The organism is Halomonas sp. DP8Y7-1, assembly GCF_019801685.1.
GTDB classification, from domain to species: Bacteria; Pseudomonadota; Gammaproteobacteria; order Pseudomonadales; family Halomonadaceae; genus Halomonas; species Halomonas litopenaei_A.
On record NZ_JAHVIN010000005.1, the window covers coordinates 614,624 to 628,964 of the forward strand.

At 63.1% G+C, this 14,341-nt stretch carries 14 protein-coding genes; 9 read left to right on the plus strand and 5 right to left on the minus strand.

The window, feature by feature from the left end; translation table 11 throughout:
* Positions 1-14: 14 nt before the first annotated feature.
* The 4 genes from KUV41_RS08030 to KUV41_RS08045 all read left to right on the plus strand — a co-directional run bounded on the left by KUV41_RS08030 (position 15) and on the right by KUV41_RS08045 (position 3,461).
* Entirely contained in the window at positions 15-173 is a 159-nt protein-coding gene (locus KUV41_RS08030; RefSeq protein WP_206943038.1) for a hypothetical protein, read from the plus strand.
* 200 nt (positions 174-373) lie between these two features.
* A complete protein-coding gene (locus tag KUV41_RS08035; RefSeq protein WP_222161844.1) occupies positions 374-1,189 on the plus strand; it encodes an alpha/beta fold hydrolase in 816 nt (271 codons plus the stop codon).
* Between the two features lie 26 nt (positions 1,190-1,215).
* A complete protein-coding gene (locus KUV41_RS08040) occupies positions 1,216-2,124 on the plus strand; it encodes an alpha/beta fold hydrolase (protein WP_222485744.1) in 909 nt (302 codons plus the stop codon).
* 281 nt (positions 2,125-2,405) lie between these two features.
* On the plus strand, positions 2,406-3,461 hold the full coding sequence (locus tag KUV41_RS08045) for a patatin-like phospholipase family protein (RefSeq protein WP_222485496.1): 1,056 nt from the start codon (positions 2,406-2,408) through the stop codon (positions 3,459-3,461).
* A 208-nt stretch (positions 3,462-3,669) separates the two neighbouring features.
* Here KUV41_RS08045 and KUV41_RS08050 read toward each other — a convergent pair whose 3' ends face one another.
* On the minus strand, positions 3,670-4,257 hold the full coding sequence (locus tag KUV41_RS08050) for a Smr/MutS family protein (RefSeq protein ID WP_222485498.1): 588 nt from the start codon (positions 4,255-4,257) through the stop codon (positions 3,670-3,672).
* A 172-nt stretch (positions 4,258-4,429) separates the two neighbouring features.
* Here KUV41_RS08050 and prmB point away from each other — a divergent pair, with 172 nt between their 5' ends.
* The 5 genes from prmB (at position 4,430) to phaC (ending at position 10,063) form a co-directional block, all read left to right on the plus strand.
* Complete coding sequence (prmB, locus tag KUV41_RS08055; RefSeq protein WP_206943034.1) at positions 4,430-5,419, plus strand: 50S ribosomal protein L3 N(5)-glutamine methyltransferase; 990 nt, start codon at positions 4,430-4,432, stop codon at positions 5,417-5,419.
* 40 nt (positions 5,420-5,459) lie between these two features.
* Positions 5,460-6,545 carry a chorismate synthase gene (aroC, locus tag KUV41_RS08060; RefSeq protein ID WP_206943033.1) on the plus strand — a complete coding sequence of 362 codons (1,086 nt, stop codon included), beginning with the start codon at positions 5,460-5,462 and terminating at the stop codon, positions 6,543-6,545.
* 200 nt (positions 6,546-6,745) lie between these two features.
* Positions 6,746-7,153, plus strand: a complete 408-nt coding sequence (locus tag KUV41_RS08065) for a hypothetical protein (protein ID WP_222161846.1) — start codon at positions 6,746-6,748, stop codon at positions 7,151-7,153.
* A gap of 381 nt (positions 7,154-7,534) precedes the next feature.
* Positions 7,535-8,053 (plus strand): phasin family protein, encoded by a 519-nt coding sequence (locus KUV41_RS08070; RefSeq protein ID WP_222161847.1) that lies wholly within the window; start codon positions 7,535-7,537, stop codon positions 8,051-8,053.
* A gap of 171 nt (positions 8,054-8,224) precedes the next feature.
* Positions 8,225-10,063, plus strand: coding sequence for a class I poly(R)-hydroxyalkanoic acid synthase (phaC, locus tag KUV41_RS08075; protein WP_222485500.1), 1,839 nt, complete (start codon positions 8,225-8,227; stop codon positions 10,061-10,063).
* A 165-nt stretch (positions 10,064-10,228) separates the two neighbouring features.
* On the opposite strand, the gene lnt is transcribed toward phaC, so the two are convergent.
* The 4 genes from lnt to KUV41_RS08095 all read right to left on the minus strand — a co-directional run bounded on the left by lnt (position 10,229) and on the right by KUV41_RS08095 (position 14,245).
* Positions 10,229-11,722 carry an apolipoprotein N-acyltransferase gene (gene lnt / locus KUV41_RS08080; RefSeq protein WP_222485502.1) on the minus strand — a complete coding sequence of 498 codons (1,494 nt, stop codon included), beginning with the start codon at positions 11,720-11,722 and terminating at the stop codon, positions 10,229-10,231.
* Positions 11,723-11,787: 65 nt separating this feature from the next.
* Positions 11,788-12,651: an HlyC/CorC family transporter gene (locus tag KUV41_RS08085; protein ID WP_206943026.1), complete on the minus strand. Its 864-nt coding sequence runs from the start codon at positions 12,649-12,651 to the stop codon at positions 11,788-11,790.
* Positions 12,648-13,154, minus strand: a complete 507-nt coding sequence (ybeY, locus tag KUV41_RS08090) for an rRNA maturation RNase YbeY (RefSeq protein ID WP_206943023.1) — start codon at positions 13,152-13,154, stop codon at positions 12,648-12,650. Before ybeY ends, KUV41_RS08085 begins: the two co-directional genes overlap by 4 nt.
* Complete coding sequence (locus KUV41_RS08095) at positions 13,154-14,245, minus strand: PhoH family protein (protein WP_222485504.1); 1,092 nt, start codon at positions 14,243-14,245, stop codon at positions 13,154-13,156. Before KUV41_RS08095 ends, ybeY begins: the two co-directional genes overlap by 1 nt.
* Positions 14,246-14,341: the final 96 nt, after the last annotated feature.

Here is a 14,341-nt window from a genome sequence, read left to right on the forward strand (position 1 = left end):
GCAATGAGACTGGCATGCGGGCTTCTGGTGTCGTCACCGATGAGTTACCGGGCCAGCCAAAGCCCAATGATCACTGCGATGGCGACGGTGAGGAAGAAAATGCGGTTGCGCTGACGCGTATCACGACGGGGCTTGGAGGACACGTGAAATACCTGGCTGATGAAAGCGAATGACGAGGCGTCAGAAGCGCCGGTGGTTGCCATGAGACAGGTGCAAAGAGGACGAGACTCCACGGAGGCGACCGAAGGCCTACGTCCCACTGCCGGCAAGCCACTTGAGCACGGCGCTGACTCGCCATAGGGTAAACTCGTTAGCCTGCTGACGCTACCGGCGGCCGGATTGCCGCTGCCCCTATGATGATGAGCGAAGGACAATGACCGAGTCACACCGCCCGACCTTGCTGTTTGCCCACGCCAACGGGTTTCCCGGGGGCAGCTATCGCAGTCTGTTGGCTCCACTGAAGGAGCGTTTTGACATCCAGCCACTGGACCGGCTGGGGCATCATCCTGACTTTCCTGTCGGTCACAACTGGCTGGCCTTGCGCGACGAATATCTGGACAGTACGCGTGATCTGCCGGGCCCCTTTATCGGCGTGGGGCATTCCATGGGCGGCGTCATCACCGCCATGGCAGCGCGCCAGGCTCCTGAGCGGTTCCAGGCAGTGGTGATGCTCGACCCGCCGCTGATGCTGGGGTTGGACGCAATGGCCATGCGCCTCAGCAAATGGCTGGGCATGGTGGATCGGGTGACCCCGGCGGGCAAGAGCAAAGGGCGGCGCGCGCGCTGGGAAAGCCGCGATGCCATGCGTGCCCAACTGCGGCGCAAGGGGCTGTTTCGGGCCTTTACGCCGGAAGCCCTGGACGACTATATCGAGGCAGGCACGACGGTATTGGAAGACGGTAGTGCCGTACTGAGCTATGACCCGGATATCGAGGTCGAGATATTTCGTCACCTTCCTCACCACCTGGATCGTCTGCCCCGCGAGGTGTCGGTGCCTATCGGAGTGTTGGCGGGAGCGTCGTCGGATCTGCTGACGCCGTCGCGCTGCAGGCGGCTGAGCCGCCGCGGTATCGTGCTGGAGACGGTGCCGGGGACGCATATGTTCCCCATGGAGCAGCCGGATGCGACGCGAGAGGCCTTGCTGTCCATGATCGATCGCCTGCTGGCACCAGAGGGGGCGCGTAAATGACCCGGATTCCGACGACGGCAACCGCCATGACCCCGACAGGCGCTGCTCTGGGCTTGGCTGAAAGGCGCCTGGCTGAAGGGCGTTTGGCTGCGCTGGTCTGGGGGGAAGAGGGGGCGCCTACCTGGCTGGCGCTGCACGGGTGGCTCGACAACGCGGCCAGCTTCAGTCGTCTCGCGCCGCTGCTGGCACGTCGCCTTGGCATACGCATCGTGGCCATCGATATGGCGGGCCACGGGTTGTCACGGCCACTGGCCGGGAATCTCGATTACGCCATCTGGGACTACTGCCATGACCTGCTGGACGCCATGGACGATCTGGGGCTGGAGCGCGCACCGCTGCTGGCGCATTCGCTGGGGGCTGGGGTCGCCTGTCTGCTGGCCGCTGCGTTGCCCGAGCGGGTCGAACGCCTGGTATTGATCGACGGCCTGGGAGCTCTCACGACCGCACCGCAAGAGACGGCCCAGCAACTCGGACGGTCGCTCAAGGCGCACCGTCGCCGGCGGTCCCGCTCCCCCCGCTATGCGGATCTCGACAGCGCGGTGGAGGCACGCGTCGTTGGTGGTGCGACGCCCGTGGATGCCGAGACGGTTCGTGACATTGTGGCACGCAATCTGGCACCAGGGGACGATGGGCAGCTGCAGCTGCGCACTGATCCACGCTTGCTGCGACCCTCTCCCGTCAGGCTGACCGACGAGCAGGTCGCCCACCTGCTCGATGCTATCGCCTGCGAGGTACTGCTGATCGAGGGACGCGACGGTATCCTCGGCGACAGCCCCCGCGGCATTGCGGCGCGGGCACGGGTTCGCCAGCTGACACGGCACGTGCTTGAGGGCGGGCATCATCTGCATGCTTCGCCCAGCCATGTGCAGGCGGTGGCAGACACCATCGTCAACGCCTTGACTGGCGGCCCGGGGGCGCCTGCCGCTTCAGCCTAGCTGGCCCAGTAGCCCTGCAGCCCAACAAGCTCCGGCATGGGCATGGCGTGGGACGTCAGGCGCTCGTACCAGATGCCGGCCTCGAAGCGGCTACGCCGTGATCAGCGGTGTAAGTGTTTCCACGCAGGGGTGGACTAACCTGATAGACAGGTTCGAGGCAGCCGTATTCGCCAGAGCCTGTCAGATCATCGTGCGTCGGCAGGACGGTCATTGCCCAGCCCTCGACCTTGCCGTGGACTCGGGGACGACCCGCCGACATCAAGCGGCAGGAGGGCCACGCCATGACGACCTATCGCCACGACTGTCCGCCGGGCTTGCCCGGCAAGCGCATCGCTCTGACCTTGGGCAGCGGCGGAGCCAGAGGCTACGCCCACATCGGTGTTCTGCAGGAGCTGGCCGCGCGCGAGTACGAGATCGTCGCTATCTCGGGATGTTCCATGGGCGCTCTGATCGGCGGCATCTATGCCGCGGGCAAGCTGGAGGACTATCGGCAGTGGGTGGAGGAGCTGGGCTCGTTCGGGGTGCTGCGACTGCTCGACATGTCGTTCACTTCCATGGGCGCCATGCAGGGCAAGAAGGTCATGAGCAAGATCGAGTCCTTCATCGGTGATGTGGCCATTGAAGATCTGCCGATACCGTTCACTGCGGTGGCCACCGACCTGGTGCGCCAGCGCGAGGTATGGTTTCAGCGCGGTTCGTTGCTGAAGGCTATCCGCGCCTCCATTGCCATCCCGGGGGTGTTTACCCCGGTGGAGGACGGGCCACGCCTGCTGGTGGATGGCGGTCTGCTGAATCCCTTGCCGATCATTTCCAATGTCTCGGTACACGCGGACCTGGTCATGGCCGTCAACGTCACGGCCAACAGTCCCCAGCTGGTCACCCTGGAAGAACTGTTGCCGACCCATTGTCCCAGCTGTGACGAGTCACGCGGTGGGTCGGCGTCCCCTGCGTCTTCCCCCTCGAAGGACGAACGACGCAAGGGGGATCGAAGACACGAGGCGAAAGGGACGCCGCTGGTACGTCGGCTGCTGGACAGCGCCAATACCGAGGCCGAGGCGGATCGCGCCGAGCGGGGCACGGCGGCGCTGGGTCCCAAGGACTGGGGACGCCTGGCCACCATCCTCACCTCATTCGATATCACCCAGGCGGCCCTGGCGCGCTACAAGGAAGCGGGATACCCGCCCGATATTCTGGTGGAGGTGCCCAAGACGGTGTGTGGGTCGTTTGAGTTCCACCGGGCCAGAGACCTGATTCGGCTGGGACGTCACCTGACCTGCCAGGCGCTGGATCGTATCGAGACCTGTGGCCTGGTGGAGCATGCCGAGGTGCGTCGCTAAGCGCATCACTGGCGATTACGTTGCGGCGGATCGCCAGCGCAGGCAGTGATGCGGTGTGCCCCTAAGGAAGCGCTGCAGAAATGTAGCGAGCGATGGCAGGTCGGCTACTGCCGGAACGGAAAGTCCGGAGTTTACGAGCGGTTAAATGAGGATCTTGAGTACCGCCAGCCGTCGAGATGTCGAGCGCAGCAATTTATGCGGCGTTTTCCTACGGCGTGTGGCCACGTCTTCGCAGGAGCACGTACACCGCGCCGGTGCCGCCCTCGGCATCGGTGGCGGAGCAGAACGCCAGCACGCTTGGCCACTCCCTGAGCCAGGCATTGACGTGGCTCTTGATCACCGGGTAATCCGCGGTGGCGCCCCAGGCCTTGCCATGGACGACAATCACGCAGCGATGGCCGCTGGCGACGGAATCGCGCAGAAAGCTCTCAAGTTCAGCCCGGGCTTCTTCCAGGCTGTAGCCGTGCAGGTCGAGCCCACCCTCCCACTGGATCAATCCGCGCTTCAGCTGGCTGCGCGTCCGGTAGGGCAGGTCAGGCAATGCGAAATCGAGATACTCGGAAGGACGTACCGGCTCTACCCGACCGTCGGAGGTGCGCCCCGTCGCCACGTCATCCCCGGCACTGACCGCGGCCGCGCGTCTCGCGGCCGCGGCCTGGTCCCGCTGTGGATGCGATGTGGTGCGCGGCTTGCCGGTATCAGCGCGATTGTACCGGATGCGACGGACTCCCGCCTGTTCCAGGGCCTGGCGAAACGCGTTGATGTCGTCGTCGGGCGGTGGCTGGCGGTGGCTCATCGGGGCCTCGAGTGCGTGAATGGGGCGGTCAGTATACCGCGCTCGTCGTGGCAGTGAACCGCTGGCGCGGATACAATGCCGGACAGTCCATTTCGCTACGCCGATTGCCTGTTGCAGCGCGTGCTGCAAGGCCGGATAGCCCCATCGCGAACCCGCTCGACAGGATTCCCCCTTGGCTGATTCTTCTTCTGCCCCCTCATCCACGCGCCTTCCTGCCCAAGGGCGCGACGCTTCCTCCACGCTGGTGCTCGCCGACGGCGAACTTGCCGATGGTCTGATCACCCTGCGCGACTGCCTGCGCTGGGCCACCAGCGAGTTTCATCTGGCCGGATTGACCTACAGCCACGGTACCGATAGCGCCTGGGATGAGGCGGTAGCGCTGGTGCTGGGCGCGCTGCATCTACCCTGGGACGTTGATCCCAGCGTGCAGGAGGCCCGCTTGCTGCCGATGGAGCGCGAGCGCATCGTCGCATTGGTCCGCGCGCGTATTACCGATCGCCGGCCGCTGCCCTATCTGCTGGGCGAGGCATTTTTCGCCGGGCTGACCTTTGCCGTGGATGAACGCGTGCTGATTCCGCGCTCGCCCATCGCTGAACTGATCGAGAGCGGCTACCAGGCGTGGTTCCCGGAAGAGCCGCCGCGACGCATTCTGGACCTGTGTACCGGCTCTGGCTGCATCGGTATCGCCAGTGCCGAATATCTGCCCACTGCAGAGGTCGATCTGTCGGATATCAGCCAGGATGCCTTGGCCGTGGCGCGGGCGAACATCAATCGCCATGATGTAGGGCGTCGGGTGCGCGCGGTGCAAAGCGATGTCTTCGATGGCCTGGAGGGGCAGCGCTACGACCTGATCGTATCGAATCCGCCCTATGTGGATCTGCGGGACCTGACCACCATGCCTGAAGAGTTTCGCCATGAACCTGCGCTGGCACTGGGTGCCGGCAGCGACGGCCTGGATATCGTCCGGCGCATCCTGCGCGAGGCGAGAGCACACCTGACGGACCAGGGCGTGCTGATTGTCGAGGTGGGCAATTCTGACCATCACCTTGAAGCGGCCTTCCCCGAGGTGCCGTTCCTGTGGCTCGACTTCGAGCGCGGCGGTCAGGGCGTGTTTGCCTTGACGGCCGATGAACTCGACGCCCATGCGGCGTCCTTTGCCTGAGTTCGCCTAACACTTTCGCGATACACACAGAGGAGCGCCCATGTCCGGCAATACCTTCGGCAAACTGTTTACCGTCACCACCTTCGGCGAGAGCCACGGGATCGCGCTGGGCGCCATCGTCGATGGTTGTCCTCCTGGCATCGAGCTGAGTGAAGCCGACCTGCAGGCGGACCTCGACCGCCGGCGTCCCGGCACGTCCCGTCATACCACCCAGCGGCGCGAGCCGGACCAGGTCAAGATCCTGTCCGGCGTGTTCGAGGGAAAGACCACCGGCACATCGATCGGTCTGTTGATCGAGAATACCGATCAGCGCTCGAAGGACTACTCCAAGATCAAGGACCAGTTCCGGCCCGCCCACGCGGACTACACCTATCACCACAAGTACGGCGTGCGCGACTATCGCGGTGGCGGTCGCTCCAGCGCCCGCGAGACCGCGATGCGCGTCGCTGCTGGCGCGATTGCCAAGAAGTACCTGGCCAGTCAGGGCATTGTGGTGAGGGGCTACATGAGTCAGCTGGGTGAGCTGGCCATCGAATTTCGCGACTGGGCCTCGGTAAACGACAATCCGTTCTTCTGCCCTGACCCGGAGCGCGTGCCGGAGCTCGAGGCCTACATGGACCAGCTGCGTCGTGATCAGGACTCGGTCGGTGCCAAGATCACCGTGACCGCGGAAGGCCTGCCGCCTGGCTTGGGCGAGCCGGTGTTCGACCGTCTCGACGCTGACCTGGCCCACGGCTTGATGAGCATCAATGCGGTGAAGGGCGTAGAAATCGGTGATGGCTTTGCCAGCGTGTCACAGCGTGGCAGTGAGCATCGCGACGAGATGACCCCCGAAGGCTTCCTGTCCAATCATGCGGGCGGTGTGCTGGGGGGGATTTCCAGTGGTCAGACCTTGATCGCTCATCTCGCGCTCAAGCCGACCTCGAGCATCACCATTCCAGGACGCTCCATCGATGTGGACGGCAATCCGGTAGAGGTGGTGACCAAGGGACGTCATGACCCCTGCGTCGGCATTCGTGCGACGCCGATTGCCGAAGCGATGATGGCGTTGACGCTGGTGGACCACCTGTTGCGCCATCGCGCACAGAATAGCGAGGTTTCCGTCAGCACCCCACGGTTACGCTGAATCGCGGAGCGTGACAGGACTGCTACACTCAAGATGGCGTGAAAGGAAGATGACGAAGCAAGGCATCTTTTGCTTATTGCGTCTTGTGCTTGCTGCGCAGGGTGGCGCTGGTCAGGACAGTCGCCGTCGATATCGCTGATGTGATATTCCCCTAGCGCTGACGCAACGTCGACATATCGACCAGGGAGTAAGAGGCCAGCATGAAAATCAACGTCGAGTTCGATCTGACGCCAGAAGAATTCCGTCAGGCACTGGGGCTTCCCAATATCGAGGCCTTCCAGCAGGACCTGCTTGATCGCATTCAGCGGCAGATGGAATCCGGTGTCGAGGGCTATGACCCCATGAGTCTGATGCAGCCCTTTCTGCAGCAGCCTGCTCTGCAACAGGGCTTGTCCCAGGGTCTGGCGAGCTTTGGCAACTATCAGAAAATGATGATGGATATGCTGACTCAGGCGGCTCAGAGTGCGCGCAGTACATCGAGCTCCTCGGGCGAGTCGGAGCAGGAGTCGGGATCGGCGTCGCGGTCCAGCAGCACCGCTCGGTCGAGCAGTGCGTCTCGTCGGACAGGCAGTGCCAGCGCCAGGTCCGGCAGCAAGGACAAGGGCTGACGGCTTGGCCATGGCAACAGGCGCGGCGATGCCGGTGACGAGTGTCCCATGCATATTCGCGCAGCTCGAGGGGATGTCATGGCGCTGTCATCCTGTGTGTGCCAGACTGACCTTTGTTGCGTTGCAACAATGATGCTGATGGCGCACGCCAGGAGCAACGTCAGGCTGGTCCGCAGTTGCCGTGCAGAGCCATGGCGGTCGCCTGGAACGACAGGCGTCATGTGACTCCAAAGGGGCGCAATGCCCCCATGAGGAGTCCGCATGAAGAGCCTGCATGAAGAACATCCGGTGCGCTGACGCGACGGCGTCATTGCCATGAAATGCTGAATGAACAGGCTGTTTGGACAGGGTTCATCGACAGGACTTCCAGGAGGTTTGGTCATGCAAGACAAGATGTTCGACAACTTCAGCGAGCAGACTCGTCAGTTCTTCGAGCCGATGCGCAAGCTCAATTCCCTGATGCTGGACAACATGGAAAAGATGTCCCAGTACCAGATGGAATCGATGAAGCGCTATAGCCAGATGGGCACCGAGCGCATGCGTGATGCCACCGAGATCAACGATGCCGAGGGGCTGCGCGACTTCTCCACCCGTCAGGCCGAGATGCTCAACGAGCTGTCGGCGCAGATGCTGGAAGATGCCCGCGCCATGAGCCAGCTCAGCCTTGAGTTCAAGACAGAACTGGAGACGTTGTTCGCCGAGTCCGGCCAGCAGCTTGCCGAACAGGCCACCCAGGCACGGGACCAGGCGACGGCTGCCGTGGAAAAGGCCACCCAGCAGGTGACCGAAGCGGCTGAAAAGACCGCCCAGCAAGCGTCGCAGGCAGCCTCCAGTGCTACTGCATCTACCAAGTCGACAGGCACCGCCAGGGCGACCTCGAGTCGCAAGCGCACGTCCTGACCGCGGTGTCACCCTGGCGGTCGGTCAAGCGACAGCCAGCAAAGGGCAGGGGTCCTGTGGGCCCTTGCCCTTACGCATCAAACAACCATGACAAGATGAGGGTGGATACCGCGATGCCGGCCGGCGAACGGTGAGCCATCCTGTGTGCGGGGCAGTGGAGAGGAGGTCGCCATGGTGGCAGGTGAGCAGGTAATGGACAACCCTGAAGAGTGGGGCAGCCAGTTGTCAGTGCTGAGCGCAGAGTACCAGGCACTGATGGAGGACTTTCTTTCACGCATGGTACCGAGTGATGCAGCCGACTCGGTGATGGAAGATATTCGCAACAGCTTCCAGGCAGGTGCGGAATCGCTGATGCGTAACCCCACCTTGCTGTGGGAGACCCAGACGAAGTTGATGCAGGATCAGCTGGCGCTGTGGCAGCAAGCCATGTCTGCCGCCAGCGGCGGCGCCCTGGAGCCCTTGGTGTCTCCCTCGCGGGGGGATCGCCGGTTCAAGGATGAGGCCTGGACCAGCGACCCGGCCTACAACGCCATCATGCAGCAGTATCTGCTGTTCTCCAGCACCGTGGAGAACCTGGTGGATCGGCTGGACGACCTGACCCCTGGCGAGAAGCGCAATCTGTCGTTCTACGCTCGCCAGATGGTCAATGCCATGTCACCGACCAACTTCGTCTCGACCAACCCGGAGGTCATGCGCAAGACCCTGGAAACCCGCGGTCAGAATCTGGTGGATGGTCTGGCGCGACTGCGCGAAGACCTGGCCAACTCTGCCGAAGGTCTGAACGTGACCATGACCGATCGCAGTGCCTTTGAGGTCGGCCGCAACATCGCGGTGTCCGAAGGCGCCGTGGTCATGGAAAACGAGCTGATCCAGCTGATTCAGTATGCGCCCACCACGGAAAAGGTGTTCAAGACACCGCTGCTGATCGTTCCTCCCTGGATCAACAAGTATTACGTGCTGGACCTGCGCCCGGAAAACTCGCTGGTCAAGTGGCTGGTGGACCAAGGGCATACCGTCTTCCTGATTTCCTGGCGCAACCCAGGCCCCGAGCAGCGCGACCTGACCTGGGCGGACTACATGCAGCTGGGGCCCATCGCGGCGCTGGATGGCATCGAGCAGGCTACCGGAGAGAAGTCGGCCAATTTCCTCTCCTACTGCATTGGCGGCACCCTGACCGCGTCGACCATGGCGTACCTGACCAGCACCCGGCGCGGGCGCAAGGCCAAGTCGGTCACCTACATGGCGACGCTGCAGGACTTTCGTGATCCTGGGGAAATCGGCGTGTTCCTCAGCGAGCCGGTGCTGCAAGGGATTGAAGCCAAGCTCGAGCAGGACGGTTATCTTGATGGCCGGGTGATGGCGTATTCCTTCAACCTGCTGCGCGAGAATGACCTGTTCTGGTCGTTCTACGTCAACAACTACCTCAAGGGCGAGGACCCTGCCGCCTTTGATCTGCTGTACTGGAACACGGACGGTACCAATCTTCCGGCGGGCACTCACGGCTGGTATCTGCGCCACCTGTACCAGGAAAACCTGCTGGTTGAGCCGGGCGGGATCGAGCTGGACGACGTCAAGATTGATCTGCGCAAGGTATCGACCCCCAGCTACTTCGTCGCCACCCGTGAAGACCACATCGCCAAGTGGAACAGCAGCTACTACGGGGCCTTGCTGCCCAAGGGGCCCGTCACCTTCGTACTTGGTGGCTCCGGGCATATTGCCGGGATCGTCAACCCGCCCCACAAGAACAAGTACGGTTACTGGACCAATAGCGAACTGCCCGACAACCATGACGACTGGCTGGCTGGCGCCGAGGCCCACGAAGGATCCTGGTGGCCGCATTGGCAGCAGTGGATGTTGGACGGTGGCTATGTGGATGCAGACAAGATGGTCGAGGCCCGTCAGCCCGGAGGGGGAGAGCTGGCCTTGCTGGAGCCTGCGCCAGGACGTTTCGTGAAGATCTCGATTCCGGAGGTACTGGGCGAGTCTCCTGAAGACGATCCGTCCTCCTGAGACGCGCTCTGACGAGGGCTGTCACGACAACGCCGCAAGGGCCTTGGCCCTTGCGGCGTTTTGCTTGCGGGTGCTCTGTCTGCCGGTCTGTGGTAGCGATTGGCGCTTGCTGGGGCGATAGGCCTTTAGCGGCTGATGCCAGGTCAGCTGCGCATTACCCTTTCGTCAGGCGGTGCGGCGGCGCCAGCCGAACCCGATCAGCAGCAGCAGGGCGGCCAGGGCCCAGGTGGGCCAGCTGCCGGTGCGCGTGAAAGGCGTCAGGCCTTGCATCGGTTGCACCTCGCCATCCAGCCTGGCGGTGGTGAATTGGGGCAGCTGGTCGAGGATCTCGCCCTGGTCGTCGATGATCGCCGTAATCCCGTTGCTGGTGGCGCGGATCACGTAGCGGCCATTCTCCAGGGCTCGCAGGCGGGCCATCTCCAGATGCTGGTGCGGGCCGATGGAGTTGCCAAACCAGCTATCGTTGGACACGGTCAGCAGCAGTTCGGCGTGGCGAGCTCGCTGGGCCACCAGGTCGGCATAGATGATTTCGTAGCAGATCGCGTTGCCGATGGTATGCCCCGCGGCCACCATCGGGTCCTGCTGATCGGGACCCGGTGTCATGGCCGGCATCGGCAGGTCGAAGAAGGCGATGGCGCCGCGCAGCACGCTTTCCAACGGCAGATATTCACCGAAGGGCACAAGATGCGCCTTGCGATAGCCGCCGCTGGCGTTGCCGTAGGCGGATACGGCGTTGTAGAAGCGGCCGTCTTCATCCCGCTGCAGGATGCCCGTCAGCAGTGCCGTTTCGGGTGCCAGGGCAGCCTGTGCGCGGGCCATGATGGGTTCTGCCTGGTCTTCGAACATCGGCAGGGCAGCCTCCGGCCAGATGACGATATCCGGCTCGGCGGGACGGCTGGCCTCCAGTTCTCCCGTCATGCCGAGATAGGTGTTGACGGCTTGACGCTGACCTTCAGGCAGCCACTTGATCTCCTGGGGCAGGTTACCCTGCAACAGGCTGACCTTGAGCGGCTCGCCAGCAGGTGTCGTCCAGTGGCTTGGCAGGACGACGGCCACGGCCCAGATCAGGACCAGTGGCAGTGCTGCCAGATAACGCCTTTGCAGCAGCTCTACCAACAGGGCACCACTGGCGGCAACGGCTAACGACAGCAGATAGACGCCGCCCAGGGGAGCCAGCGTCGACAGCGGCGAGTCGACCTGGGTGCTGCCCAGCAGCAGCCAGGGAAAGCCGGTGAATAGCCAGGTGCGAATCCACTCCATCAGCACCCAGAAGCCGATAAAGCCCGCAAGCCCCGCGACGACGGTAGGGCGTGCTGGCATCAGGCGCCGGAACAGGCCCAGAGGTATGGCGACGAACAGGGCCATGCTGGCAACGAACAGCGCGGTCAGAAAGAAGGCCAGTGGAGCGCTGGTGTAGCCATAGTCGTGGATGGACACATAGACCCAGGAGGCGCCGCTGCCAAATAGCCCCAGGCCATAGCTCCAGCCGCGCAGCAGCGCCTGACGCGGCGACATGAGGTAAAGGCCGGCGTAGACCAGCGCGGGGGAAAGGAGGGCCAGCCACCACCAACCAAAGGGGGCAGCCGCCAGGGTGGTCAGGCCACCGGCAAGCAGGGCAGCAAGGTAACCGAGTCGGCCACCGAACAGTCGCTCGAGCATGGAACGTCCATCCTTGGGTCACGAGAGATAGGGGAGGGGCGATGCCCCTTGCGGGGCATCGGGGATCATTCGCTTTCGGCGTTGGCGGGCTCGACTTCCAGCAAGCGAATGCGTCGGTTATCGGCGTTGAGCACGGTGAAGCGCCAACCGCCGATCTGGGTATGTTCACCGCGAGCCGGAAGGTGGCCGAAGCGTTGCATGACCAGGCCGCCAAGGGTGTCGAATTCATCATCGGAAAAGCGGGTATCGAAGCGCTCGTTGAAGTCTTCGATGGGGGTCAGGGCTCTGACGGCGTAGCGATCTTCACCCAGCTGACGAATGTCCTCTTCCTCGTCGGTATCGTGTTCGTCTTCGATGTCGCCGACGATTTCCTCGAGGATGTCCTCGATGGTGACGATACCCGCGGTGCCGCCGTATTCATCCACCACGATGGCCATGTGATTGTGGGTATCGCGGAATTCCTTGAGCAGGCTGTTGAGGCGCTTCGACTCCGGGACGAACATGGCCGGACGCAGCACTTCTTCAAGCTGAAAGGGGCGTTCCTCGCTGTTGTTCTGCAGCAGGGGCAGCAGATCCTTGACCAGCAGGATGCCCTTGACCTCATCGAGGTTCTCGCCGATGACCGGATAGCGCGAGTGGCCGGTTTCCAGAATGATGGGCAGGTAGTCTTCCAGCGGTTGTTCGAGCTCAAGCGCAGTGACCTGAGAGCGCGGAATCAGCACCTCCCTGACCTGCTGATCGCTGATGTTCAGGGCGCCCTCGATGATCGTCATGGCGTCCTGTTCCAGCCGTAGACGGCTGCCTGCCTGGCGCAGGAATTCACGGAGTTCTTCCCGCGAACTGGGCTCGTCGCTGTCGTTGGACAGCGCGCTGAAGAGTTTGTCGAACCAGGACTTGTTGGCCTGGCTACTCGATCGGTCTTCGCTCATGCGTCGGCTCTCTCGTCCTCGCTATCGGGATCTGGAGATGGGGCCGGCGGGGCGTAGGGATCAGAAATACCCAGGCCGGCAAGGATACTGCGCTCGAGGTTTTCCATGACCTCGGCTTCATCGTCCTCGATATGGTCGTGGCCGAGCAAATGCAAGGTGCCATGGACGACCATATGAGCGTAGTGATCGATCAGCCGCTTGTCCTGCTCCATCGCTTCGCGCTCGACCACCGGGTGACAGACCACCAGGTCTCCCAGTAGCGGCAGGTCGAGGCCGGGTGGGGCCTCGAAAGGAAAGGACAGAACGTTGGTCGGGGCATCCTTGCCACGATAGTCACGATTGAGGGCCTGGCTTTCGTCGCTATCGACCAGGCGTATCGTCAGTTCGGCATCTTCACGGCCGGGAAAGTGTTCCAGCACGGCATCGACCCAGCGTTGAAGCTGGGCCGAGTCGGGCAGCGCTTCGGCGTGGCTGGCGATCTGACGATCGACGCAGGCGCTCATCAGTGGGCGTCTCCGTTGCTGCCATTGCTGAACTGGAGGCGATCGGCACGTTCCTGGCGGCGTTCTTCGGCGCGGGCCTCGCGGCGTGCGCGTTCCTCGGCTTCCTGGTTGGCCTCGAACAGGTCATAGGCCTCGATGATGCGCTGGACCATCGGGTGGCGGACCACATCCTTGGCGGCGAAGTGTGTCACGCCAATGCCGGCGGTGTCCTTCAGCACGTCGAGCACCTGAATCAGGCCTGAGCTCTGCCCGCGCGGCAGGTCGACCTGGGTCACGTCACCGGTGATCACCGCGGTCGAGCCAAAGCCGATACGGGTGAGGAACATCTTCATCTGTTCGCGAGTGGTGTTCTGGCTCTCGTCGAGGATGATGAAGGCGTTGTTGAGGGTTCGTCCACGCATGTAGGCCAGCGGGGCGATCTCGATCACCTGGCGCTCGATCAGCTTGGCAACCTGCTCAAAGCCGATCATTTCATACAGGGCGTCGTACAGCGGACGCAGGTAAGGATCGATCTTCTGGGCCAGGTCGCCAGGCAGGAAGCCGAGTTTCTCGCCGGCTTCCACGGCTGGGCGTACCAGCAGGATGCGGCGCACCTGCTGCTGATTGAGGGCCTCTACCGCGGCCGCCACGGCAAGATACGTCTTGCCGGTGCCCGCCGGGCCGATGCCGAAGTTGATGTCGTGCTGGCGGATGCTGGTGACGTAGCCCTGCTGGTTCAAGCCGCGAGGCTTGATCAGCGTACGCGGCGTACGGATCAGCACTTCGCCGTCGCCGATATCTTCTTCGGTCTCTTCCTCAAGGGCTTCGATACCGGATTCCTGCAGGAACAGGTGAACGCTGTCAGGGGTCAGTTCGGTAGACGCGGTCTCGCGATAGAGATGCTCCACCAGGTTGGAGGCTGCCTTGACCCGGGGGCCGGGACCCGCCAGCTGGAACATGTTGCCGCGGTTGCGCAGGGTGACGCCGAGCCGGCTTTCGATCAGCTTCAGGTGCTCGTCGCGCTGGCCGCACAGATTGGCGAGACGGCGCGGCTCGTTGGGTTCAAGGTTGAGCGTGATGATGCGATTGGCCTGGGTCGATGGCTGGCTCAAGGCGAGAAAAATCCGTGGTTGATGACTAGAGGGTGTAAACAGTTCCGTCAGCTTACTGCCCCGGCGTAGGCCAGGGCAATGATCCGAGGCGGTGTC

Coding starts and splice junctions, on each gene's coding strand:
- KUV41_RS08030 (WP_206943038.1), top strand. CDS start 15: ATGCGGGCTTCTGGTGTCGTCACCGATGAGTTACCGGGCCAGCCAAAG.
- KUV41_RS08035 (WP_222161844.1), top strand. CDS start 374: ATGACCGAGTCACACCGCCCGACCTTGCTGTTTGCCCACGCCAACGGG.
- KUV41_RS08040 (WP_222485744.1), top strand. CDS start 1,216: ATGACCCCGACAGGCGCTGCTCTGGGCTTGGCTGAAAGGCGCCTGGCT.
- KUV41_RS08045 (WP_222485496.1), top strand. CDS start 2,406: ATGACGACCTATCGCCACGACTGTCCGCCGGGCTTGCCCGGCAAGCGC.
- KUV41_RS08050 (WP_222485498.1), bottom strand. CDS start 4,257: ATGAGCCACCGCCAGCCACCGCCCGACGACGACATCAACGCGTTTCGC.
- aroC (WP_206943033.1), top strand. CDS start 5,460: ATGTCCGGCAATACCTTCGGCAAACTGTTTACCGTCACCACCTTCGGC.
- KUV41_RS08065 (WP_222161846.1), top strand. CDS start 6,746: ATGAAAATCAACGTCGAGTTCGATCTGACGCCAGAAGAATTCCGTCAG.
- KUV41_RS08070 (WP_222161847.1), top strand. CDS start 7,535: ATGCAAGACAAGATGTTCGACAACTTCAGCGAGCAGACTCGTCAGTTC.
- phaC (WP_222485500.1), top strand. CDS start 8,225: ATGGTGGCAGGTGAGCAGGTAATGGACAACCCTGAAGAGTGGGGCAGC.
- lnt (WP_222485502.1), bottom strand. CDS start 11,722: ATGCTCGAGCGACTGTTCGGTGGCCGACTCGGTTACCTTGCTGCCCTG.
- KUV41_RS08085 (WP_206943026.1), bottom strand. CDS start 12,651: ATGAGCGAAGACCGATCGAGTAGCCAGGCCAACAAGTCCTGGTTCGAC.
- ybeY (WP_206943023.1), bottom strand. CDS start 13,154: ATGAGCGCCTGCGTCGATCGTCAGATCGCCAGCCACGCCGAAGCGCTG.